18 protein-coding genes, 2 tRNA genes and 1 other RNA gene are annotated in these 20368 nt (G+C 69.6%); 16 read left to right on the forward strand and 5 right to left on the reverse strand.

What is annotated here, in order from left to right; translation table 11 throughout:
- Positions 1 to 97: 97 nt before the first annotated feature.
- Both JHY01_RS13260 and JHY01_RS13265 read left to right on the forward strand, forming a co-directional pair.
- Positions 98 to 835, forward strand: a complete 738-nt coding sequence (locus JHY01_RS13260; RefSeq protein ID WP_240192738.1) for an SDR family NAD(P)-dependent oxidoreductase — start codon at positions 98 to 100, stop codon at positions 833 to 835.
- A gap of 27 nt (positions 836 to 862) precedes the next feature.
- A complete protein-coding gene (locus JHY01_RS13265) occupies positions 863 to 1303 on the forward strand; it encodes a universal stress protein (RefSeq protein WP_205326129.1) in 441 nt (146 codons plus the stop codon).
- Positions 1304 to 1492: 189 nt separating this feature from the next.
- On the opposite strand, the gene JHY01_RS13270 is transcribed toward JHY01_RS13265, so the two are convergent.
- Positions 1493 to 1580: transfer RNA gene (locus JHY01_RS13270), tRNA-Ser, on the reverse strand.
- A 161-nt stretch (positions 1581 to 1741) separates the two neighbouring features.
- Here JHY01_RS13270 and ffs point away from each other — a divergent pair.
- Together ffs and JHY01_RS13280 are read left to right on the forward strand one after the other, a co-directional pair.
- Positions 1742 to 1835: signal recognition particle sRNA small type (gene ffs, locus JHY01_RS13275), an RNA gene on the forward strand.
- Positions 1833 to 1905 (forward strand) — tRNA-Thr (locus JHY01_RS13280). The genes ffs and JHY01_RS13280 overlap by 3 nt, the downstream gene beginning before the upstream one ends.
- Before the next feature lie 45 nt (positions 1906 to 1950).
- On the opposite strand, the gene JHY01_RS13285 is transcribed toward JHY01_RS13280, so the two are convergent.
- Both JHY01_RS13285 and JHY01_RS13290 read right to left on the reverse strand, forming a co-directional pair.
- Positions 1951 to 3126 carry a HAMP domain-containing sensor histidine kinase gene (locus JHY01_RS13285; protein WP_205326130.1) on the reverse strand — a complete coding sequence of 392 codons (1176 nt, stop codon included), beginning with the start codon at positions 3124 to 3126 and terminating at the stop codon, positions 1951 to 1953.
- Positions 3123 to 3779 carry a response regulator transcription factor gene (locus tag JHY01_RS13290; RefSeq protein ID WP_205326131.1) on the reverse strand — a complete coding sequence of 219 codons (657 nt, stop codon included), beginning with the start codon at positions 3777 to 3779 and terminating at the stop codon, positions 3123 to 3125. Before JHY01_RS13290 ends, JHY01_RS13285 begins: the two co-directional genes overlap by 4 nt.
- Before the next feature lie 128 nt (positions 3780 to 3907).
- Here JHY01_RS13290 and JHY01_RS13295 point away from each other — a divergent pair, with 128 nt between their 5' ends.
- From JHY01_RS13295 to JHY01_RS13310, 4 genes are all read left to right on the forward strand, one after another.
- On the forward strand, positions 3908 to 4465 hold the full coding sequence (locus JHY01_RS13295) for a hypothetical protein (protein ID WP_205326132.1): 558 nt from the start codon (positions 3908 to 3910) through the stop codon (positions 4463 to 4465).
- A complete protein-coding gene (locus JHY01_RS13300; RefSeq protein WP_205326133.1) occupies positions 4465 to 5553 on the forward strand; it encodes a peptidoglycan-binding protein in 1089 nt (362 codons plus the stop codon). Before JHY01_RS13295 ends, JHY01_RS13300 begins: the two co-directional genes overlap by 1 nt.
- A complete protein-coding gene (locus JHY01_RS13305) occupies positions 5550 to 6254 on the forward strand; it encodes an ABC transporter ATP-binding protein (protein ID WP_205326134.1) in 705 nt (234 codons plus the stop codon). The genes JHY01_RS13300 and JHY01_RS13305 overlap by 4 nt, the downstream gene beginning before the upstream one ends.
- A 93-nt stretch (positions 6255 to 6347) precedes the next feature.
- Positions 6348 to 7580, forward strand: coding sequence for an ABC transporter permease (locus JHY01_RS13310; protein WP_205326135.1), 1233 nt, complete (start codon positions 6348 to 6350; stop codon positions 7578 to 7580).
- Positions 7581 to 7647: 67 nt separating this feature from the next.
- On the opposite strand, the gene JHY01_RS13315 is transcribed toward JHY01_RS13310, so the two are convergent.
- Entirely contained in the window at positions 7648 to 9141 is a 1494-nt protein-coding gene (locus tag JHY01_RS13315) for an RICIN domain-containing protein (protein ID WP_205326136.1), read from the reverse strand.
- A 235-nt stretch (positions 9142 to 9376) separates the two neighbouring features.
- Here JHY01_RS13315 and JHY01_RS13320 point away from each other — a divergent pair, with 235 nt between their 5' ends.
- The gene (locus tag JHY01_RS13320; RefSeq protein WP_205326137.1) at positions 9377 to 11413 is read left to right on the forward strand and encodes a DNA polymerase III subunit gamma and tau; all 2037 of its coding nucleotides are present in this window, start codon (positions 9377 to 9379) and stop codon (positions 11411 to 11413) included.
- On the opposite strand, the gene JHY01_RS13325 is transcribed toward JHY01_RS13320, so the two are convergent.
- Positions 11410 to 12885, reverse strand: coding sequence for an ATP-binding protein (locus tag JHY01_RS13325; protein ID WP_205326138.1), 1476 nt, complete (start codon positions 12883 to 12885; stop codon positions 11410 to 11412). The genes JHY01_RS13320 and JHY01_RS13325 overlap by 4 nt on opposite strands.
- A gap of 338 nt (positions 12886 to 13223) precedes the next feature.
- Here JHY01_RS13325 and JHY01_RS13330 point away from each other — a divergent pair, with 338 nt between their 5' ends.
- The 7 genes from JHY01_RS13330 (at position 13224) to JHY01_RS13360 (ending at position 20337) form a co-directional block, all read left to right on the forward strand.
- Entirely contained in the window at positions 13224 to 13562 is a 339-nt protein-coding gene (locus JHY01_RS13330; RefSeq protein ID WP_205326150.1) for a YbaB/EbfC family nucleoid-associated protein, read from the forward strand.
- A gap of 81 nt (positions 13563 to 13643) precedes the next feature.
- Positions 13644 to 14240 (forward strand): recombination mediator RecR, encoded by a 597-nt coding sequence (recR, locus tag JHY01_RS13335; protein WP_205326139.1) that lies wholly within the window; start codon positions 13644 to 13646, stop codon positions 14238 to 14240.
- Positions 14241 to 14547: 307 nt separating this feature from the next.
- The gene (locus JHY01_RS13340) at positions 14548 to 16233 is read left to right on the forward strand and encodes an ABC transporter substrate-binding protein (protein WP_205326140.1); all 1686 of its coding nucleotides are present in this window, start codon (positions 14548 to 14550) and stop codon (positions 16231 to 16233) included.
- Positions 16234 to 16254: 21 nt separating this feature from the next.
- Positions 16255 to 17262: an ABC transporter permease gene (locus JHY01_RS13345; protein WP_205326141.1), complete on the forward strand. Its 1008-nt coding sequence runs from the start codon at positions 16255 to 16257 to the stop codon at positions 17260 to 17262.
- Positions 17259 to 18221, forward strand: a complete 963-nt coding sequence (locus JHY01_RS13350) for an ABC transporter permease (RefSeq protein WP_205326142.1) — start codon at positions 17259 to 17261, stop codon at positions 18219 to 18221. Before JHY01_RS13345 ends, JHY01_RS13350 begins: the two co-directional genes overlap by 4 nt.
- A complete protein-coding gene (locus JHY01_RS13355; RefSeq protein ID WP_205326143.1) occupies positions 18221 to 19294 on the forward strand; it encodes an ABC transporter ATP-binding protein in 1074 nt (357 codons plus the stop codon). The genes JHY01_RS13350 and JHY01_RS13355 overlap by 1 nt, the downstream gene beginning before the upstream one ends.
- Positions 19291 to 20337: an ABC transporter ATP-binding protein gene (locus JHY01_RS13360; RefSeq protein ID WP_205326144.1), complete on the forward strand. Its 1047-nt coding sequence runs from the start codon at positions 19291 to 19293 to the stop codon at positions 20335 to 20337. The genes JHY01_RS13355 and JHY01_RS13360 overlap by 4 nt, the downstream gene beginning before the upstream one ends.
- Positions 20338 to 20368 lie beyond the last annotated feature (31 nt).

A 20368-nucleotide genomic window follows, 5' to 3' on the forward strand; every position in this document is an offset into this window, starting at 1 on the left:
GGCGGGCCGCGCGGTCGGTGTCGGCCACGGCCTCCACCGCCTCGTGCGAGCCGACCGCTCGGCGGAGCGCCACAGAACGGAGAACGCCGTGGGGAGCATGACCGGACGCAACGCGATCGTCACCGGAGGGGCGCGCGGCATCGGTGCCGCGATCGCCCGCCGGTTCGCCTACGAAGGAGCGACCGTCACCATCGGGGACGTTCAGCATCTCGAAGGCGAGCGCCTGGCGGACCAGCTCGGCGCCTCAGCGCGGTTCGAGCCGCTCGACGTCGCCGACGCCCGCAGTTGGGAGGCCGTTCTGACCGCGGCCGAGCAAGCATTCGGGCCGGTGTCCGTACTGGTCAACAATGCCGGAATCCTCCGAACGGGCGGCATCGCGGATCAGGAGCCCGAAGCGTTCCGCGCCGTGTTCGAGGTCAATCTGTACGGCGCCTGGCTCGGCATGCACACGGTCGTCCCGTCGCTTCGCCGGGCCGGCGGTGGCGTCGTGATCAACGTTTCCTCGACCGCTGGGCTCATGGGATACGCCGACTTGGGCGCCTACACGGCGAGCAAGTGGGGATTGCGCGGCCTGACCAAGACCGCCGCCCTCGAACTCGGGCGCGATCACATCCGTGTCTGCTCCATCCATCCCGGGCCGATCCGCACGCCCATGACCGCCGAGATGGACGAGGCGATCGCGGCCGCGCAGCCGATCGCGCGCTTCGGTACGCCCGAGGAGATCGCCGCGATGGCGGAGTTCATCGCCGTGGAAGCCACCTATTCGACCGGCTGCGAATTCGTCGCCGACGGCGGTGCGACGGCCGGGAGCACCATCCTCAACGACCAGGACTGACCCGTGAGCGCCCGCAGGAGGGCAGACATGATGAAGCGAGAGCGTGCCCCTGGGCGCATCGTGGTCGGCGTGGACGGTTCGGCATCGTCGGTGCAGGCGCTGCGCTGGGCGCTGCGGCAGGCCGAACTGGCCGGGGCGCAGGTGGAGGCGGTGCTGGTGCTGGACACCACGACCTCCCTCGGCATGGCGATGACGATCCCACCATTCGAGGATCTTCTGGCCGAGGGCGAGCGATCACTGGCGCAGGCCGTCGCCCGGGCGGCCGGTGAACAGACGGACGAGGTGATCCGCACCGTCGAGTACGGCCACCCCGCCACCGTGCTGATCGAACGCGGCGAAGACGCCGATCTGCTGGTGCTCGGGAACCGCGGTCACGGCGGGTTTCGCGGGGCGCTCCTGGGCTCGGTCGGCTACCACTGCATCCAGCACGCTTCCTGTCCGGTCGTGGTGGTCCCCACCGGACGCTGAGCCCGGCCCCGCCCGGGAGCCGATGCGGCTGCCATGGACCTCCGCTCGGTCCCGCGAGCCGTGCCGCAGCGGCCTCGCCGGGAGGCGAGCAGGCCGCGCAGCGGTAGCCGGGACCCTTATCGAGACCCACGCGAAAAAACGCCGGGGCTTGCACGAAAGTGCAGCTCCGGCGTCTTGGCTGTTGGCCAGTGGCGGAGGATAGGGGATTCGAACCCCTGAGAGCTTTCACTCAACACGCTTTCCAAGCGTGCGCACTAGGCCACTATGCGAATCCTCCGCGGAGTACCTTACCCGACGATCGGAAGCGCCTCCAACTGGGTAACGGGTGGTGACCTGGGTTGCATTGCGCGCGCTCGGAAGGCGAGCGGGTCGCGTGACCTCGACTACCCAGGGGGCGCTCCCGGTTCGGCGGCGGCGTTCGAGTGGGGTAGACTTTCGCCCGTCCCTCATGCGGCGTCATCTTGTGAACCTCCCCAGGGCCGGAAGGCAGCAAGGATAAGCGAGCTCTGTCGGGTGTGTGAGGGACCCCGCCGCCTTAGCTCAGTCGGTAGAGCGATTCACTCGTAATGAATAGGTCAACGGTTCGATTCCGTTAGGCGGCTCAAGCAGAAAGACCCCGGTCTCCCGGGGTCTTTTTCGTTCCCCCATCAGTCCGAGACCCCCGGGAGTCTCACCGTGACGGTCAGGCCGCCTTCCGGGCGGGCTGTGGCGGTGGCTTCTCCACCGTGGGCCTTGGCGACGGCCCTGACGATGGAGAGGCCGAGTCCGGCGCCCTGAGACGCGGTGGCGAGTCGTTCGGTGCCGAAGCGGCGGAAGGGCTCGAAGAGACCCTCCACTTCGAAGGCGGGGACCACCGGGCCCGAATTGGCGACCTCCAGGACCGCGGTGGCGCCGTCGCGGCGGGTCGTGACGGTCACCCAGCCGTCCTCGCCGGTGTTGTAGCGGATCGCGTTCTCGACCAGGTTCTGCACCAGGCGCTCCAGGAGGACCGGCTCGCCCTGCGTCGGGGCCTCCTCGCATTCGGCGGTCACGGCGACCCCTCCCGAAGGAGTCTGGGCGACCACGTACTCGGCCACGTCCGAGAGGTCTACATAGGAGCGCTCGGCGAGTTCGCGGTCGGATCGCATGAGCAGCAGGAGGCCCTCGATCAGCCGCTCGTGACGGGAGTTCACCTCGAGCAGTGTCTCGCCCAGCAGCCGCAGGTCCGCGGACGCGTCCTGGCGGTGCACGGCCACCTCGAGGAGCGCGCGGGTCACGGTCAGCGGGGTGCGCAGCTCATGGGAGGCGTTGGAGATGAACGCCCGCTGGCCGTCGAAGGACTGGTCGAGGCGCTCCAGCATCCGGTTGAACGTCTCGGAGAGCTCGCGGAGTTCGTCGCGGGGACCGCTGACCTTGATGCGCCGGTGCAGGCCCTTGTCGGCCGCAGGCGATTCGGCGATCTCGGCGGCGGTGTCCGTCACCCGTTGCAGCGGCCGCAGCATCCGCCCGGCCACGATCCATCCGATGGCGATCGTGCCGAGGCTGACCAGCAGGAGCGCCTGCGGTCCCTGGTTCCGGATCGCGTTGAGGGCTGCAGACCAGACCTTGCCGGTGACGAGGATCCTGAAGTCCTGCGATTGGACGAACACCCCGTCATCGGTCGTGGGGAGCGGCGGGCCCTCCGTGCTGCCGTAGACGTTCTGGAAGATCTGGTTCTCGTCGGGGACGGCCTGCTCGACGAGGCTGTACGTGAGCACCAGGAGCAGCGTGCCCCCGGCGATGAACAGCCCGCCGTAGACGAGCGTCAACTGGGCCCGGAGCGTGAGTCGGAAGCGGCGCCTCATGAGATCCGGTACCCCACTCCGGGTTCGGTCAGGACCACCGGCGGGTCGCCGAGTTTGCGCCTGAGCTTGAGGATGGTCATGCGCACGGCCTGCGTGAACGGGTCGGTGTGCTCGTCCCAGGCCTTCTCCAGGAGCTGCTCGGCCGAGACGGGCGCGCCGTCGGCGCGGAGCAGCTCGGTGAGGACCGCGAACTCCTTGCGGGACAACGGCACGTATCGCCCGTCGCGGAACACCTGGTGCAGGTGCGTGTCGAGGGAGATGCCGGCGCGTTCGAGGACCGGCGGCGCGGCGGGCCTGGCTCGGCGGCCGAGGGCGGCGACGCGGGCGGCGAGCTCCCGGAACGCGAACGGCTTCGGCAGGTAGTCGTCCGCGCCGAGGGAGAGCCCGGTGACGCGGTCGTCGATGTCCGAGGCGGCGGTCAGCATGAGCACGCGTGTGTCGCCCTGCTCGGCGGCGATCGCGCGGCAGACCTGGTCGCCGTGCACGCCGGGCAGGTCGCGGTCGAGGACGACCACGTCGTAGTCGTTCACGCCGAACCGCTCCAGGGCCGCCGCTCCGTCGAACGCGATGTCGACCGCGTGCGACTCGCCGCGCAGCCATTCGGCCACGGCATCGGCGAGCAGCGGCTCGTCCTCCACCACCAGGATTCTCATGCGCTCATCATGGCGTGCCCGGCATTGCCGCGGCATTGCCGATTCGGCTTACGGCCGGGCAATGCCGCCGCGACTGTACTGATCCTGCCGCAGGGACCTCCCCGGCGGCGAAGAAAGGACGAATTGCCATGCGGCGACACACGATCGCACTCCTCTTGGGGCTGTTGGCCCTATCGGCCGCGGCCTGCACCGACGACGACGGCGGCGGCGGCGTGGCCAGCGCCGACGGCACCGCCACCGAGTCCGCCTCCGCGGAGGACGCAGCGGAGCTGGACGGCTTCGAGGAGGCGCTGGCCTACTCGGAGTGCATGCGGGACAACGGCGTCGCGGACTTCCCCGACCCGGAGCAGAACGGCGGCGGGATCAGTCTCTCCCTGCCCGAGGGCATCGACCCCCAGGACGAGGAATTCAAGGCCGCTGAGGAGGCCTGCGAGGACATGATGCCGGGGCCGGGGGAGGACGCGACGCTCGACCCGGAGATCTACGAGGCGCTGCTCGGCTATTCGGAGTGCATGCGGGAGAACGGGATCGCGGAGTTCCCGGACCCGCAGCCCAATGGCGGCATCATGATGAACGGCGATATGGGCTTCGACCCCCAGAGCGAAGAGTTCCAGGCCGCCGAAAAGGCGTGCGAGGATCTGCGTCCCCAAGGTCCCGGCGCTGAGAACGACAGCGAGGACGAGTGATGACCCGCAAGCGCCGCAAGGGCGGTGCCGGAAAGGTCGTGGCCGTGACGGCCGTCGTGATCGCCGCGGCCGGGGCGACGGCGGCCGCTCTCGGATTCGATCCGCGCGCGTTCTTCGAAGAGGCCGAAGCCGGTGCGGCACCGGAGACTCCGGCGACGGCCGAGGTCGTGCAGCGGACGCTCACCGAGACGGTCACCGTTTCCGGTGATCTCGGCTTCGGCGATGTGATCGGCCTGGACTGCCTGCTCAGCGGCACGTTCACGTCGCTGCCCAAGGCGGGGGAGGTGATCGGGCGCGGCGGCGAGCTGTTCGCGGTCGACGCCAATCCGGTGACGCTCCTGTACGGGAGCCTGCCGGCCTACCGGTCCCTGACGCCGGGCGCCGAAGGCGCCGATGTGGAGCAGTTCGAGGAGAACCTGTCGAAGCTCGGCTATGACGGGTTCACTGTGGACGATGAGTACACGGATGCGACCGCCGGGGCGGTGAAGGAGTGGCAGGACGATCTCGGCCTGACCGAGACGGGCATGGTCGAGCTCGGGCAGATCGTCTACGCCCCGGGTGAAGTGAGAGTCGACGCGGTGGGTGCCGAACCGGGCGATCCGGTGCGGCAGGGCTCGCCGGTCCTCGACTACACGGGCCTCGACAAGGTCGTCACGGTGGAGGTCGAATTGGAGGACCAGGAGCTGGTCGCCGTCGGCGAGGCCGTGGCGATCACGCTCCCCGACGGCACCGAGGCGGCCGGGACCATCGCCGACTCCGAGACCCTGGTGAGCGAGGACGAGACCCGGAGCGGCACTGAGGCGACCACCTACCTGGAGGTCACGGTCGCCGCTGACGATCCGGCGGTGTTCGACGGGCTCGACCAGGCCGCGGTGGACGTCGGGTTCGCCGGGGACACCGCGGAGGACGTGCTGACCGTCCCGGTCGAGGCCCTGCTGGGTCTCGGCGAGGGCGGGTACGGCCTGGAGATCGCGAACGGTGACACGACCGAGGTGATCGCGGTCGACACGGGGCTGTTCGCCGACGGCTCGGTGGAAGTGAGCGGCGAGGGCCTGGAAGCGGGCATGGCCGTGGTGGTGCCGTCATGAGCGCGATCGCGGAGGCGGCGGCCGAGGCGGTGCCCGTGGGGCCGCGGCCGGTGGTGGAGCTCCACGGGGTCTCGAAGACCTATCCGGGCGGGGTGCGGGCGCTGCGCGGCGTCTCGCTGCGGATCGACGCTGGGGAGATGTGCGCGATCGTCGGCCCTTCGGGTTCGGGCAAGTCGACGATGCTGCATCTCATCGGCACGCTGGACCGGCCGAGCGAGGGCACGGTGCGGATCGACGGGTTCGATGTGGCGCGGCTGCGCGACAAGCAGTTGTCCGCGTTGCGGGCCACCAGGATCGGGTTCGTGTTCCAGCAGTTCCATCTCGCGGTGGGGCAGCAGGTGCTCGACAACGTCGCCGACGGGCTGCTCTACTCGGGGCGGCGCGGGCCGGACCGGCGGGCGCGTGCCGCTGAGGCCTTGGAGAAGGTGGGGCTCGCGCATCGCTTGGACCACTTGCCGAACGAGCTTTCGGGCGGTGAGCGGCAGCGTGTGGCGGTGGCGCGGGCGATCGTGGGCGAGCCTGCGGTGCTGCTGGCGGACGAGCCGACGGGGAACCTCGACTCGGTGTCAGGCTCCGGCGTGATGGCGCTGCTGCATGAGCTGCACGAGGCCGGGACGACCGTCGTGGTCATCACACATGACCAGGAGATCGCGGCGTCGCTGCCGCGGCAGGTCGCGATGCGGGACGGAGAGGTGGTCTGAATGGACACGCCGCCAAGGGGACCGGGCGATGAGCCGCCGCCGGGCGGTTGGCCGCCTCCGCCGATTCCCCCGCCGCCGAAGGGCTCCCGTCGGATGCGGTCGTTGCGGGCGTCTTCGGCCGAACCATCGGCGAAGTCGCTGCGGGCCGCGCGGATGCGGCCGGGGGACGTGCTGCGGGTCGGGGCCACCGGTCTGCGCACGCGTCCGCTGCGGGCCTGGTTGTCCGCGTTGGGGATCGCGATCGGGATCGCGGCGATGATCGCGGTCGTCGGGATCTCCTCGTCGAGCCGGTCCGAGCTCGACCGGCAGTTGGCCGCGCTCGGCACGAACCTGCTGACGGTCTCGCCGGGCACGTCGATGATGAGCGGCGAGGTCGGGGTGCTGCCGTACGAGGCGGTGTCGATGATCGGCCGGATCGCGCCGGTCACGCAGGTCGCGGCGGTCGGTCAGGTGCCGGAGGCGAACGTGTACCGCAACGACCGGATTCCCGAGGGGCAGAGCGGCGGCATGACCGTGTGCGCCGCCGAACTCGCGATGCTCGAGACCGTGGGCGCGGAGCTCGCGGACGGGGCGTGGCTCAACGAGGCCACGTCGATGTACCCGGCGGTGGTGCTCGGTTCGAGCGCCGCCGAGCAGCTGGGTATCACCGGCGCGGGCGCGGAGGTCTACATCGGAGGTCAGTGGTTCTCGGTGGTGGGCGTGCTGGAGCCGGTGGTGCTCGCTCCGGAGCTCGATCTGACGGTCCTGATCGGCTGGGAGTCCGCGGCGTCGTATCTCGGCTTCGACGGGCACGCGACCACTGTGTACACCCGTACCGAGGAGGCGTACGTGCTCGACGTCGCGGGCGTGCTCGCGGCGACGGCCGATCCGTCCGCGCCCGATGAGATGTCGGTGTCGCGTCCCTCTGACGCCCTCGAGGCGCAGCAGGCCGTGGACAGCGCGTTCACCGGGATGCTGCTGGGGCTCGGCGCGGTGGCGCTGCTCGTCGGCGGTGTCGGGGTCGCGAACACCATGGTGATCTCGGTGCTGGAGCGTCGCAGCGAGATCGGGCTGCGGCGGTCGCTCGGTGCGACGCGGGGCCAGGTCCGGACGCAGTTCCTCGCGGAGTCGCTGCTGCTCAGCGCGCTCGGCGGCCTGGGCGGGGTGCTCATCGGCACCGTGGTGACCGCGGGGTACGCGTCCTCGCAGGGCTGGCCCGCCGTGGTGCCGTACTGGGCGAGCGTGGGCGGCGTGGGTGCGACGCTGTTCATCGGCGCGGTCGCGGGGCTCTACCCGGCGATCCGGGCGTCCCGGCTCGCGCCGACGGAAGCCCTTGCGGCGCAGTAGGACAGGGCGCCCGCCCCGCAGTGCGTTCGGTACTGCGGGGCGGGCGCCGATTCGTGGGTCCGGTTCGCTAGAGGTACTGGTCGATGATGGGTGTCAGCCGGTTCGCGATCTTCAGGTGTCCCTGGTCGCTGGGGTGCACGCTGTCGACGAGGTCGCCGGAGTCGGGGAGCCAGCCGGTCGTGTCGACGAAGTGGACCTTCGCGTCGCCCGCGCTGACACGGGTGTTCACCGCCGTCTGGGTCTCGGTGCTGTAGCGGCCCCGGAACGTCTCCATCGCGAAGATGTGCGCGTTCGGGTAGGCCTGGCGGACGCGTTCGAGCATCACGATGTAGTTCTGCTGGAACTGGGCTCCGCTGACGCCGTGTCCGACGTCGTTGGTGCCCAGGTTGATGACCACGGCGGTGGCCTGGTAGCGGGAGAAGTCCCAGTCGTCGGTGTTGACGAACGCCGAGGAGCGGCGGAACCAGTTCATCATCCCGTAGCAGCCGTCTGAGGTGCTCACCAGGCACGCACCGCCTTGGGCCACTTGCGTGTGGCCGGCGTTCAGGTTGTCGCCGACCAGGTAGCCGTAGGCGGTGAAGGGCCGGTTGCCGTTCGGCTGGCCGACGGTGATCGAGTCGCCGATGAACTCGATGAAGTCGGCCGGCCGCGTGGTCCCGGTGGTCGCGCCGCCCGAGGCGAGGATGAACCCGCCGAAGGCCGGGTCGCCGTTGTAGGAGCCGGCGCGTTCGCGGAAGCCGATCCTGATGCTGTGCGTGCCGCTCAGACCGCTCCTGACCGTGACGTTGCCGGAGACGTTCCGCATCCACGTCTCGTTGCCGCCGTCGATCGAGTAGTACATGTCGATGGTGTTGCGGAGCTTGACGCCGATGGAGGCGCCGGTGAAGGTCGTCTCGACGTAGCCGCCGGCCCAGCCCATGGTGTACCAGGACGCGTTGGTGGTGTTCCAGCGGCCGTAGTACTGCACGTTCGGGTCGGTGAGGGAGCCGTTGCCGGTCGTGCCGCCGGTCTCGACGGGCACGAGCTTCCAGTGCTGCGTCTCCTCGTTGTTGCGGGTGTACTGCGAGACGCGGCTGCCCACGCTGGTGGCCCGCTCCCAGTTGTCGAGGGCCTTGCCGGAGTTGCGGTTCACGAGTTCGACGCTGCCGTCGGACTGGGTGTTGACCTGCCACTGCTGGTTGGTGCCGCCGTTGTCGGACCACTGGACGACGTCGGCGCCGTTCGCGGTGGACTTGGCGTAGACGTCGAGTACCTGATTCGAGTGCCGGGCTTGGATCCGGTAGTAGCCGCCCCCCGAGTCCACGAAGCGGAACTGCTGGTTGGTGGCACTGGAGGCGGTGGCGAGCACGGATTTCGCGCCCGCGGTGGTGGAGGCGCCTTCGATGCTGACGGCGAGGCCGGAGTAGTCGTTGACGATCCGGTACCAGGTGTTGGTCTCGACGGCGGCGGCCGGAGCGGCGGTGATGGCGGTGAGGCCCGCGGCGGTGCAGACGGTGACGAGGGCCGCGGCGAACCATCGGGCCAGTCTTCGCCTCTGGCGAGGTGGAGCGGGAGTGCGCAAGGGGGAACTCCTTAAATTGAAACGTTTAAATGCGTTGGTACGTTAGAGGATACCGCTTGCACGTGAGCGAGGCCACCCCTCCAGGCGCCCGAAATCGGGGAGTTCGCGACATCGGACGTCACCCGGAGACGCGAGCTGTGCCGCCCGCACCAACTCCACCGGTCGCGCCGCCGGATGTCGGACCCAGGCCGTACCCTGGCAGGAACGGAAGAGCCCCGGCCAGCAGGAGGATGACGTGGCACTCGCGCTGTACCGCAAATACCGGCCGCAGACCTTCGCCGAGGTCGTAGGCCAGGAGCACGTCACCGAACCGCTCATCAACGCCATCCGCGCCGGGCGCCTCAACCACGCCTACCTGTTCTCCGGGCCCCGCGGCTGCGGCAAGACCTCCTCGGCCCGCATCCTCGCCCGCTCCCTCAACTGCGCCCAGGGACCCACCCCCGAGCCCTGCGGCGAATGCCGCTCCTGCAAGGCGCTCGCCGCCGACGGGCACGGCTCGGTCGACGTCATCGAGATCGACGCCGCCAGCCACGGCGGCGTCGACGACGCCCGCGAGCTGCGTGAACGCGCCGTCTTCGCCCCGGTCGACTCGCGCTTCAAGATCTACATCATCGACGAAGCCCACATGGTCACCGCCGCAGGCTTCAACGCCCTGCTCAAGCTCGTCGAAGAACCCCCCGAGTACGTCCTCTTCATCTTCGCGACCACTGAGCCGGACAAGGTCCTCCCGACCATCCGCTCGCGCACCCACCACTATCCGTTCCGGCTCATCGCCCCGCCCGCCATGCGCGAACTCTGCCGCAGACTCTGCGACGAAGAGGGCGCGATCGTCGCCGACGACGTGCTCCCCCTCGTCGTCCGCGCCGGCGGCGGCTCCGCCCGCGACACCCTCTCCGTCCTCGACCAGCTCATCGCCGGCGCCGGACCCGAAGGCGTCACCTACGAAAGGGCCGCCGGACTCCTCGGTGTCACCGACGCCGGACTCCTCGACGAGATGTGCGAGGCCTTCGCCGCCGCCGACGGACGCGCGGTCATGGAAGTGGTCGAACGCGTCGTCGAAGGCGGCCACGACCCCCGCCGATTCGCCGGCGACCTCCTCGAACGCCTCCGCGACCTCATCGTCCTCCACCAGGTGCCCGACGCGGGCTCCTCCGGACTCGTCGACGCGCCCGCCGACCAGCTCGCCAAGATGACCAGCCAGGCCACCCGCATGGGCACCTCCACGCTCACGCGCATGGCCGAGGTCATCGCCGCCGGACTCGCCGGGATGCGCGGCGCGACCGCGCCGCGGCTCCTGCTCGAACTCGCGTGCGTGCGCGCGATCCTGCCCGGCTCGGACGAATCGATGGCCGGCCTCACGCAGCGCCTCGAGACCCTCGAGCAGCGCGCGGCCGGAGCCGCGTTCGCCGCGCCCGTGCGCGAAGCCCCGAGCGGTGCGGCGCTCGGCGGCGCGACCGGCGCTGCGGCGGCGCGCGCCGCGCTGGCGCGGTCCGCCGAGGCCCCGGCGCCGAGCCCGGCCGACGAACCCGCTCCTGCCCCGGCGCCTACCGCACCGGCCCAGCGGAACGAGCAGGCTTCCGTCCCGCCCTGGGAAGACGAAGCCCCGCAAGCGAACCCACCGCAGCCGACGGCCGCGCCCGAGCCGGTCGCGGCCCCCGCGGGCGACTGGGCCGCTGACGACCGTGCCGACGCCGAACCCGTCCCGGCTCCCGAACCGGCCCCGGCCCACGAGCCCGCGTACGACGGCGGCGGCGTGACGGCCGCGTCGATCCGGCGCCAGTGGGACCGGATCATGATGGCGGTCAAGGACAAGAAGCGCACCACCGCGGCGCTGCTGCAGGACGCGACGATCGCGGACGCCACCGACAAGGAGGTGGTGCTCGCGTTCAAGCACGCCTTCCACGCCGAGAACCTGCAGAAGGAACCCGCGTACGGGATCGTCGTGGGCGTCTTCAACGAGGTGCTCGGCGGCAGTTGGAAGATCCGGTGCGAGGTGGGGGAGGCCGCGAGCCTCCCAAAAGCGGGGACGGGACCGGCGCCTAGCCCGGCGCCCAGAGCCCCCGCGCCCGCCGCGCCCAGCGCGCGACCGCAGCGCACGCCGTCCCGTCAAGCCGCCGCGCCCGCCGCGGAGTCCTTCGAGGAGCCGCCGGCGGACGACTACGACGAACCGAGCCCGGACGACCCGGTCGCCCCGGGCGGCTTCGGCACGAGCGAGGAGCAGGCCGTGAAACTCCTGACCACCGCCTTCGGCGCCAAGAAGCTCACCGTCTAGGACCGAAACCCTTGCAAGTCCGCAGGGGGGTAAAGGTCGTTCAGCTTGACGAGCACGATGTCGTCGTTGGCGGCCGCTTCTGCTTGCAGTGCCTCGTTGAATCCGGCGCCGCTGAAGCACACCAGGCGGGTCTCGCTGGTGTCGAAGCGCCTCGTGTTCGCGAGGAGCATGCGGATGCGGCGGAGGCGGTCAAGGTGGCCCAAACCCATGATGTCGTTCCACTTCGCCTCGCCAATGGCCAGCAACGTTTCTCCGCCGTCGTTGCTCGTTCCGAAGGCGGCCAGGTCGACTTCGTGCGTTGTCCGGCGCTCGGCATCGTTCACCACACCGGAAGCCACTCGGCTCACCCTTCCCCCTAGGCTTCCAGGCGGCGCGTAGTCGAGCGCCCAAGTCCGGCAGATCTCCTCGAAGTGCGGTCCGATCACGTTGCCGTGGAACCGGTGCTGAAGCTCCTGCCACCGTCCCGCACTGTCACGGCCGTGCTCCCAGGCCCTCCAGTCCGGGCGCATGATCGCCTCGTAGAACGTGATCAGCGGCTCGGCAATGCGGTACACGGATCGGTTGGCGCGGAATGCGTCGGCGTCGCGGCGCAGCAGGCCGCTGTCCTGCAGGACCGACAAGGGGTGCGTGATGTCGCTGGTCTTCCGTCCTACATAGGTCGCGATGCCGCCCGAAGTGCATTTTCCTGAGGCCACCGCCGCCAGCACTGAGTGGTAGAGCCCGATGTCGCGCAGCCCGGGCTCCTCGCTGAGCAGGTACCTGGCCTCGCGGAACAGCGGGCTCGCCGGGTTGAGCACGGTTCGCAGCACCCACTGGTCGAAGTCGGTCGGACTCGCGGGAACGTCGTCGGCCACGAACTCGCGTCGGTAAGCGGGCGTCCCACCGACGATCGCATTGACCTTCACCGCAAGTGCCGGATCGGTGATGCCCCAGAACTCTGCCGCGAGCCGGTAGTCGAGTGTATGGACGACGAGCTCCAGGCCGGCGCGACCTCGAAGCGGGGCTGAACCGGACAGCAATGCGCCCATGAAGGACATCGCCGACCCGCACAGCAGCATTCGCGCCCTGGACGCGAGTCGCTCGGCGCGGCGTGGTGACAACGCCGCCTGAAGTACCGACGGCAGCGACGGGCTCGATCGCACGAGGTAGGGGAACTCATCGATGATCACGGGAATCTCGCGGTCCCCGGCCAGCGCGAGCAGTGCGTCGATCGCCTGGCGCCAGTCGGTGAAGCTGATCGGCGCGGCCGAGCCGATGAATGCTCCGTAGACCGCGGACAGGTGTCGCAGCGATTCGGCTTCGGTCGACTCCTCCGCGGAGAAGAAGAAGCCGCCGGTTTCCGCGCAGAGCGCTTCCAGGAGGAAGGTCTTGCCCTGGCGCCGTCGCCCGGAGACCACTCCGAGCGTGGCGTTCGGCTGCGCGGTGGTGGCGAAGTGGGTGAGCGCTTCCCACTCCCGATCTCTGTCGAACATGTCCATCGGCTTCGCGATCACGGTCTACCTCGGAGAATTTTGCGGAAGTATAGTTCCCATAATTATACTTCCCTAGCTTTGGAAGGCAGCTGGTTGCACGGTGTGTCGAATGGATTCCCGGCCCGTCGCACTGCTTCGTGCACTGAGCGGGGCTCGCTGTGTTCAGTACCGTTTTCCCGGTCATATCAGTAGCACCTTTCCGGGGTTTTCAAAGTCTCCGAACCGGCACTGTGCCCTACATGCGGGGGCGGGTGGCTTGGCAGGGGTGTGTCAGGACGGGCGGTTAGGCTGGCGGGAGACCTAGGAGACCCGAGCCGAGGGCGAGGAGTGACATGGACATGTTCGCAGGAGGCGACCTGCAGAAGATGCTGCAGCAGGCGCAGCAGATGCAGGCCGACATGATGCAGGCCCAGGCCGAGCTGGCCGAGTCCGAGGTCACGGCTTCGGCCGGGGGCGGACTCGTGAGCGCCACGGTCACCGGCGACGGTGAGCTGAAGGGCGTCAAGATCGACCCGAAGGCGGTCGACCCCGAGGACGTCGAGACCCTCGAAGACCTCATCCTCGCCGCGGTCCAGGCCGCCAACGCGGATGCGAAGCGCCTCGCGGCCGAGAAGATGGGCCCGCTCGGCGACGCCCTCGGCGGCATGTCGGGCGGCCTCGGCCTCCCCGGCATGTAGGTCGCGGAGCCGCAACCCTTCGGCGCGATCGCGCCACCACCCCGCACTGACCGTGAACGAGCCGCAGGAAAAGAGAGATCCTTGTACGACGGGGCTTTGGGCGACCTCATCGAAGAGCTGGGGCAGCTCCCGGGCATCGGGCCGAAGAGCGCCCAGCGGCTCGCCTTCCACCTGCTCGCCTCCGAGAGCGCGGACGTCGAGCGCCTCACGTCGGCGCTCGAGCGCGTCAAGGCCCAGGTGCGCTTCTGCGAGATCTGCGGCAACGTCACCGAGGCGGAGCAGTGCGGCATCTGCCGCGACCCGCGCCGGTCCGAGGCGCTCATCTGCGTGGTCGAGGAGCCCAAGGACGTCCTGGCGATCGAGCGCACCGGCGAGTTCCGCGGCCGGTACCACGTGCTGGGCGGCGCGATCAATCCGCTGGAGGGCATCGGCCCGGACGACCTGCGCATCCGCCAGCTCATGATCCGTCTCCAATCAGGAGAGACCAAGGAGCTGATCCTCGCCACCGACCCGAACACGGAGGGCGAGGCGACCGCCACGTATCTCGCGATGCTCATCAAACCCATGGGGTTCAAGGTGACCCGGCTCGCCAGCGGTCTCCCCGTCGGCGGCGATCTGGAGTACGCGGACGAGGTGACGCTCGGCCGGGCGTTCTCGGGCCGCCGCGACGTCGACTAGCGCGAACCCGAATCCGTTGGGGCACTGCGGACTGTAATGGGCAGGATTCTTGCCGCGACGGCGCCGCAAGCGTACTGATTTTCGGTTCCCTTGCGGCGCAACGGGTTTCACTCGTCGCGATCCTTACGATTTGGGTAACAATATTCGCCGAAACGGTCACGATCATATAACGCTTAACAGTGGTGTAACTCACCTGGACTTAGGCTGTCTCTACCTCCGAATACCCAACGACCGACGGGTGAGACAACCTATGCGTACGCCACCTACCCCAACCAGGCGCGCCTTGGCCGCAGCGGCAGGCGCCGCAATGGCATTGGGCCTGTTCACCGCCTGCGGATCCGACGGCGACGGCGGCGGTGACGCCGACACCGCCGAGGACTTCGACTTCTCATGCCCTGAACGCAGCGGCGAAGTCCCCGAGGCCGATGCGGCCGCGAACGAATCGCAGCCGTTCGTCTTCGGCACCCCAGGCGACCCGACCAGCCTCGACCCGATCCTCGCCTCCGACGGCGAGACCTTCCGCGTCAACCGCCAGGTCTTCGACACGCTCCTCGACGCCGACTGCACCGACACCGTCCCCGGTCTCGCAGAGTCCTACGAGCAGAACGAAGCAGGCACCGAGTGGACGTTCCACCTGCGTGAAGGCGTGACCTTCCACGACGGACAGCCCCTCGACGGCGCCGCCGTGTGCAAGAACTTCGAACGCTGGGCGAACTTCAAGGGCGGCTACCAGTCCCCGAACTTCACCTACTACTACTCGTCGGTGTTCGGCGGCTTCGCCGAGAACGACCCGGCCATGGGTATCGAGACCGAATCGATCTACAAGGGCTGCACCGCAGACGGCCTCGACGCCACCATCAGCCTGAGCAAGTACACCTCCAGCTTCCCCGGCGCGTTCACCCTGGAATCGCTCTCGATCATCAGCCCGGCCTCGATCGACGCCGTCGCCGACGCCGCGATCCCCACCGCCGACTCCCCGCTGCCGGAGTACACCCAGACCGTCGGCACCCTCGCCGGCACCGGGCCGTACATGCTCGAGAACTGGGACCACAGCTCGCAAGAGGTCGTCCTCACCCGCTTCGACGACTACTTCGGCGAAAAGGCGAAGGTCAAGACGATCATCTTCAAGACCATCTCGGACGAGACCGCCCGCCGCCAGGCGCTCGAAGCCGGCGACATCCACGGCTACGACCTCGCCGCCCCCGCCGACGCGCAGGCACTCATCGAGGCCGGCTACCAGGTCCCCGTCCGCGGCGTCTTCAACCTGCTGTACCTCGCGTACACGCAGAGCCACTCGCCGCTCGAAGACCACGCCGTCCGCGAAGCCCTCTCCTACGCCATCGACCGCGAACGCATCGTCAACTCGGTGCTCCCGGCCGGCGGCATGGTCGCCACGCAGTTCATCCCGCCGAGCCTCGAGGGCTACTCCGAGGACGTCGCCACCTACGACTACGACGCCGAGAAGGCCAAGCAGATGCTCGCCGACGCGGGCGCGGAAGACCTCACCATCACCTTCTGCTACCCCACCGACGTCACCCGGCCCTACATGCCGGCGCCGAAGGACATCTTCGACATGATCTCCTCCGACCTGCAGAACGCGGGAGTCACGGTGGAGGCCAAGCCGATCACGTGGGTCGACTACATCCCGACCACCCGCTCCGGCGAATGCCCGCTGTACCTCCTCGGCTGGACCGGCGACTTCGCCGACCCGTACAACTTCCTCGGCACCTGGTTCGCCACCGAGTCCACCGAATGGGGCTTCGACAACCAAGAGGTCTTCGACGCGATCGCCGCGGCGAACACCGAACCCGACGAAGCCAAGCGCGTCGAACTGTGGAAGGCCGCGAACGATGCCGTGATGGAGGAGCTCCCGGGCCTGCCGATCTCGTCCTCGCCGCCCTCGATCGCCTTCGCGGCCAACGTGTACCCGCCGGACGTCTCCCCGCTCACGCGGGAGGACTTCTCGCAGGTCTACTTCACCACCGCCTCCTGACCGGAACGATCACAGCCGAATATGCTGCGCTACACCGTTAAGCGCCTCCTGCAGTTGTCCGTGGCGCTCTTGGGACTCTCACTGCTCCTGTTCGCGTGGTTCAAAGCCCTCCCGGGCGGACCCGAGAACCGGCTGCTCCCCGAGAACGCCACGGACAGCCAGCGGGAGGCGCTGCGGGCCGCCCTGGGCCTGGACGAACCCGTCTGGACCCAGTACGGCGAGTTCCTCGGACGCATCGTCCGCCTCGACTTCGGCTCCTCGCTGTCGAGCGGGCGACCGATCGCGACGGAACTCGCCGAACGCCTGCCCGCCACCGTCGAACTCTCCCTGGCCGCCATGCTCATCGCCGTCGGCCTGGGCATCCCGCTCGGGTACCTCGCGGCCAAACGCCGCGGCACCTGGCTCGACTTCGGCACCGTCTCCGGCTCCCTGCTGGGGACCTGCATCCCGATCTTCTTCCTGGCCGCCATGCTGAAAGTGGTGTTCGCGCAGGAGCTCGGGTGGCTGCCGACCACGTTCCGGCTCACCGCGGGCGCCGACTTCACCGACGTGACCGGCCTGCGCGTACTCGACGGGATCATCACCGGCGAGTTCGACATCGCCTGGGACGCGGTCAAACACCTGATCCTGCCCGCGATCGCGCTCTCCTCGATCCCGCTCGCGGTCATCGTCCGCATCACCCGCGCGAGCGTGCTCGACGTCGTCGGCGAGGACTACGTCCGCACCGCCGACGCCAAGGGCCTCAAGCCCTCCACCGTCCGCGGCCGCCACGTCATGCGCAACGCGATGCTCCCGATCGCCACGATCATCGGCCTCCTCCTCGGCAGCCTCTTCGCCGGCGCGGTCCTCACCGAGAGCGTCTTCGCGTTCGGCGGCATCGGCTCGTTCGTCTACCAGGCGACCACCGAGCGCGACTACCCCGCGCTCATGGGCTTCATCCTCGTCATCGCCGTGTTCTACGTGGTCATCAACCTCCTAGTGGACCTCTCGTACGGCCTGCTCGACCCGAGAGTGCGGGTGCGCAAATGACCATCGCGAAAATCGAGAAGCTCGACCGGCTCATCGAGGCCACCGCCACCGCCCGGGACGCCAAGACCGGTTCCCTGTGGCGCCAGTCGATCCGGCGCATGCGCCGCTCGCCCATGGCGATCACCGGCGCGATCATCGTGGGCCTCTTCGTGCTCGTCGCCGTCGTCGGCCCCTGGGTCGCCCCCTACGACCCCACGGCGCAGACCTGGGGCCGCGAGGTCTTCCTCAACCGGAACATCTTCCCCGGGCCGCGCCCGGAGAACTGGTTCGGCCTCGACCACCTGGGCCGGGACATGTTCTCCCGCATGATCGTCGGCGCCCGCCAGACCCTGCTCGTGGGCGTCGTCGCCACCTTCATCGGCTTCATCGCCGGCGCCTGCATCGGCGGCGTCGCCGCCGCTGCGGGCACCTTCGGCGGCCGCTGGGGCGAACGCGTCGAAGCCGTCATCATGCGCTCGGTCGACGTCGCGCTGGCGATCCCGATGCTGCTGCTGGCGTTGAGCGTCGCGGCCCTGCTCGGGCCGTCGCTGCGCACGGTCATGATCGCGGTCGGGGTCGCGCAGATCCCGATCTTCGCGCGCCTGCTGCGCGGTTCGATGCTGGCGCAGGCCCACTCGGACTACGTGCTCGCGGCGATCGCCATCGGCGTCCCCAAGGGACGGATCGTGGTCTCGCACATCCTGCCGAACTCGCTCGGCCCGGTCATCGTGCAGGCGACGCTCGTGCTCGCCACGGCGATCATCGAGGCCGCCGCGCTCTCCTACCTGGGCCTCGGCAACCCCGACCCGGGCAGCGCCGAATGGGGGACGATGCTCGCCGACGCGCAGCGGTTCCTCTCCGGCGCACCGCAACTGGCGATCTACCCGGCCGTCGGCATCATCGTCACGGCGCTCGGCTTCACCCTCCTGGGCGAGGCCATGCGCGAATCGCTCGACCCGAGGCTGAGGAGGCAGGAGTAATGGCGCTGCTTGAAGTCGAAGACCTGCGGGTCGCCTTCGGGGCGTCCACCGCCGTCGACGGCGTCTCCTTCTCGGTCGCAGAAGGCCAGGTGGTCGGGCTCGTGGGCGAGTCCGGCTGCGGCAAATCGGTGACGAGCCTCGCGATCATGGGGCTGCTCCCGAAGGGCCGCGGCCGCAGGGCCCGCCGGCCCGTCCCGGCCGCGGCAGCAGAGCCCGTCGGCAGCGGACTCAAGGCGACCACGGCCGCACCGCAGTCGATCACGGCCTCGGGCGGCCGCAGCCGCGGCGGCGCCGACGTCGACGGCCGGGCCGTCTTCGACGGCACCGACCTGCTCTCGCTCGCCCCGGCAGCGATGCGCCGCCGCCGCGGCAAGGACCTCGCGATGGTGTTCCAGGACCCGCTGTCGAGCCTCAACCCGGTCGTACCCATCGGCAGGCAGATCACCGAGGTCCTCGAACGCCACCGGGGCCTCAAGGGCGACAAGGCGTCGAAGGAGGCCGCGCACCTGCTCGACCGCGTCGGCATCCCCGACCCTGCCCGCCGCCTGAAGGAGTACCCGCACCAGCTCTCGGGCGGCATGCGCCAGCGCGTGCTCATCGCGATCGCGGTCGCCTGCGCCCCGAGGCTCTTGATCGCCGACGAGCCGACCACGGCGCTCGACGTCACGATCCAGGCGCAGATCCTCGAGCTCCTCAAGGACCTCGTGGAGACCGAGGGCACGGCGCTGCTCATGATCACGCACGACCTAGGCGTGGTGGCCGGGATCTGCGACGAGGTGAACGTGCTCTACTCGGGCCGCGTGGTCGAGTCCGCGCCGGTGCGCGAGCTGTTCGCCCGGCCCACGCATCCTTACACGATCGGGCTGCTCGGTTCGATCCCGCGACTGGACCTCCCGATCCACGAGCCGCTCACGCCGATCCGCGGGTCGATCGCCGATGTGATCCGCTGGCACGACGGGTGCGCGTTCGCGCCCCGCTGCGACCGGGTCGCCGCGTCCTGCGTCGAGGGCGAACCCGCGCTCGTCGGGGCCGTGCACGCCCACCGCTGCGTCATGGCCGAGGAGGTCGCATGAGCACTGAGCAGACCGAGCCGCACGTCCCGGCCCAGCGCACTGAGGAACCGGACCCGCCCACCTCCGCTCCGGCGCCGCTGCTCGAGGTCGAGGACTTGAAGGTCCACTTCCCGATCCGGCGCGGCATCGTCGTGGAGCGCACGGTGGGCCACGTCCAGGCGGTCGACGGGGTCGGCCTCCAGATCGACTCGGGCGGCACGTACGGCCTCGTGGGCGAGTCCGGTTGCGGCAAGACCACATTCGGTCGGGCCGTGCTGCGCTTGGAGGAGCCCACCGCGGGCCGCGTACGGCTCGGCGGCGACGAGGTGACCGCGATGAAGGGCGAGCGCCTGCGCCGCTTCAGGTCCAGGATGCAGATGGTCTTCCAGGACCCGCTCGGCTCGCTCAACCCCAGGCACAATGTGGACATGCTCCTGTCGGAGCCGCTGAAGGTCCACGGGGTCGGGTCGAAGGCCGAGCGCCGGAAGCTCGCGGTCGAGACGCTCGACGCGGTGGGCCTGCCGAAGTCGGTCCTGGAGCGCTTCCCGCACGAGTTCTCGGGCGGCCAGCGCCAGCGTCTCGGGATCGCGCGTGCGCTCATGCTGCGCCCGGACCTGATCGTGTGCGACGAGCCGGTGAGCGCCTTGGACGTCTCGATCCAGGCGCAGGTGATGAACCTGCTGGACGAGCTCCAGGACGAGTTCGGGCTCACCTATCTGGTGATCGCGCACGACCTCGCGGTGGTGCGCCACCTCTCGGACCGGGTCGGGGTCATGTACCTCGGCAAACTGGTGGAGGAGGCGGACTCGGAGACCATCTACGAGCACCCGAGGCACCCGTACACGAAGGCCCTGCTTTCGGCCGTCCCGCAACCGGATCCGGAGCTCGAGGCGAACCGGGAGCGGATCATCCTCAAGGGCGACCTGCCGTCGCCTGCGAACCCGCCGTCGGGCTGCCGCTTCCGCACCCGCTGCCCGTGGGCGGAGGACATCTGCGCCGAGGTCGAACCGGAATGGCGCGAGGCGGCGAGCGGCCACAAGGTCGCCTGCCACTTCGACCTCTGACGGCGAACGAGAAGGGGGGGGGGGGGGGGGG

It is taken from the genome of Glycomyces sp. YM15 (genome assembly GCF_016918015.1).
Lineage (GTDB): Bacteria > Actinomycetota > Actinomycetes > Mycobacteriales > Micromonosporaceae > Glycomyces.

Excerpts from the sequence above, each read along its gene's own strand:
- JHY01_RS13295 (WP_205326132.1), top strand. The coding sequence starts at position 3,908 with ATGCGGCGACACACGATCGCACTCCTCTTGGGGCTGTTGGCCCTATCG.
- JHY01_RS13340 (WP_205326140.1), top strand. The coding sequence starts at position 14,548 with ATGGCATTGGGCCTGTTCACCGCCTGCGGATCCGACGGCGACGGCGGC.
- JHY01_RS13285 (WP_205326130.1), bottom strand. The coding sequence starts at position 3,126 with ATGAGGCGCCGCTTCCGACTCACGCTCCGGGCCCAGTTGACGCTCGTC.
- JHY01_RS13360 (WP_205326144.1), top strand. The coding sequence starts at position 19,291 with ATGAGCACTGAGCAGACCGAGCCGCACGTCCCGGCCCAGCGCACTGAG.
- JHY01_RS13265 (WP_205326129.1), top strand. The coding sequence starts at position 863 with ATGATGAAGCGAGAGCGTGCCCCTGGGCGCATCGTGGTCGGCGTGGAC.
- JHY01_RS13355 (WP_205326143.1), top strand. The coding sequence starts at position 18,221 with ATGGCGCTGCTTGAAGTCGAAGACCTGCGGGTCGCCTTCGGGGCGTCC.
- JHY01_RS13260 (WP_240192738.1), top strand. The coding sequence starts at position 98 with ATGACCGGACGCAACGCGATCGTCACCGGAGGGGCGCGCGGCATCGGT.
- JHY01_RS13290 (WP_205326131.1), bottom strand. The coding sequence starts at position 3,779 with ATGAGAATCCTGGTGGTGGAGGACGAGCCGCTGCTCGCCGATGCCGTG.
- JHY01_RS13345 (WP_205326141.1), top strand. The coding sequence starts at position 16,255 with ATGCTGCGCTACACCGTTAAGCGCCTCCTGCAGTTGTCCGTGGCGCTC.
- JHY01_RS13300 (WP_205326133.1), top strand. The coding sequence starts at position 4,465 with ATGACCCGCAAGCGCCGCAAGGGCGGTGCCGGAAAGGTCGTGGCCGTG.
- JHY01_RS13350 (WP_205326142.1), top strand. The coding sequence starts at position 17,259 with ATGACCATCGCGAAAATCGAGAAGCTCGACCGGCTCATCGAGGCCACC.
- JHY01_RS13310 (WP_205326135.1), top strand. The coding sequence starts at position 6,348 with ATGCGGTCGTTGCGGGCGTCTTCGGCCGAACCATCGGCGAAGTCGCTG.
- JHY01_RS13305 (WP_205326134.1), top strand. The coding sequence starts at position 5,550 with ATGAGCGCGATCGCGGAGGCGGCGGCCGAGGCGGTGCCCGTGGGGCCG.
- JHY01_RS13325 (WP_205326138.1), bottom strand. The coding sequence starts at position 12,885 with ATGTTCGACAGAGATCGGGAGTGGGAAGCGCTCACCCACTTCGCCACC.
- JHY01_RS13330 (WP_205326150.1), top strand. The coding sequence starts at position 13,224 with ATGTTCGCAGGAGGCGACCTGCAGAAGATGCTGCAGCAGGCGCAGCAG.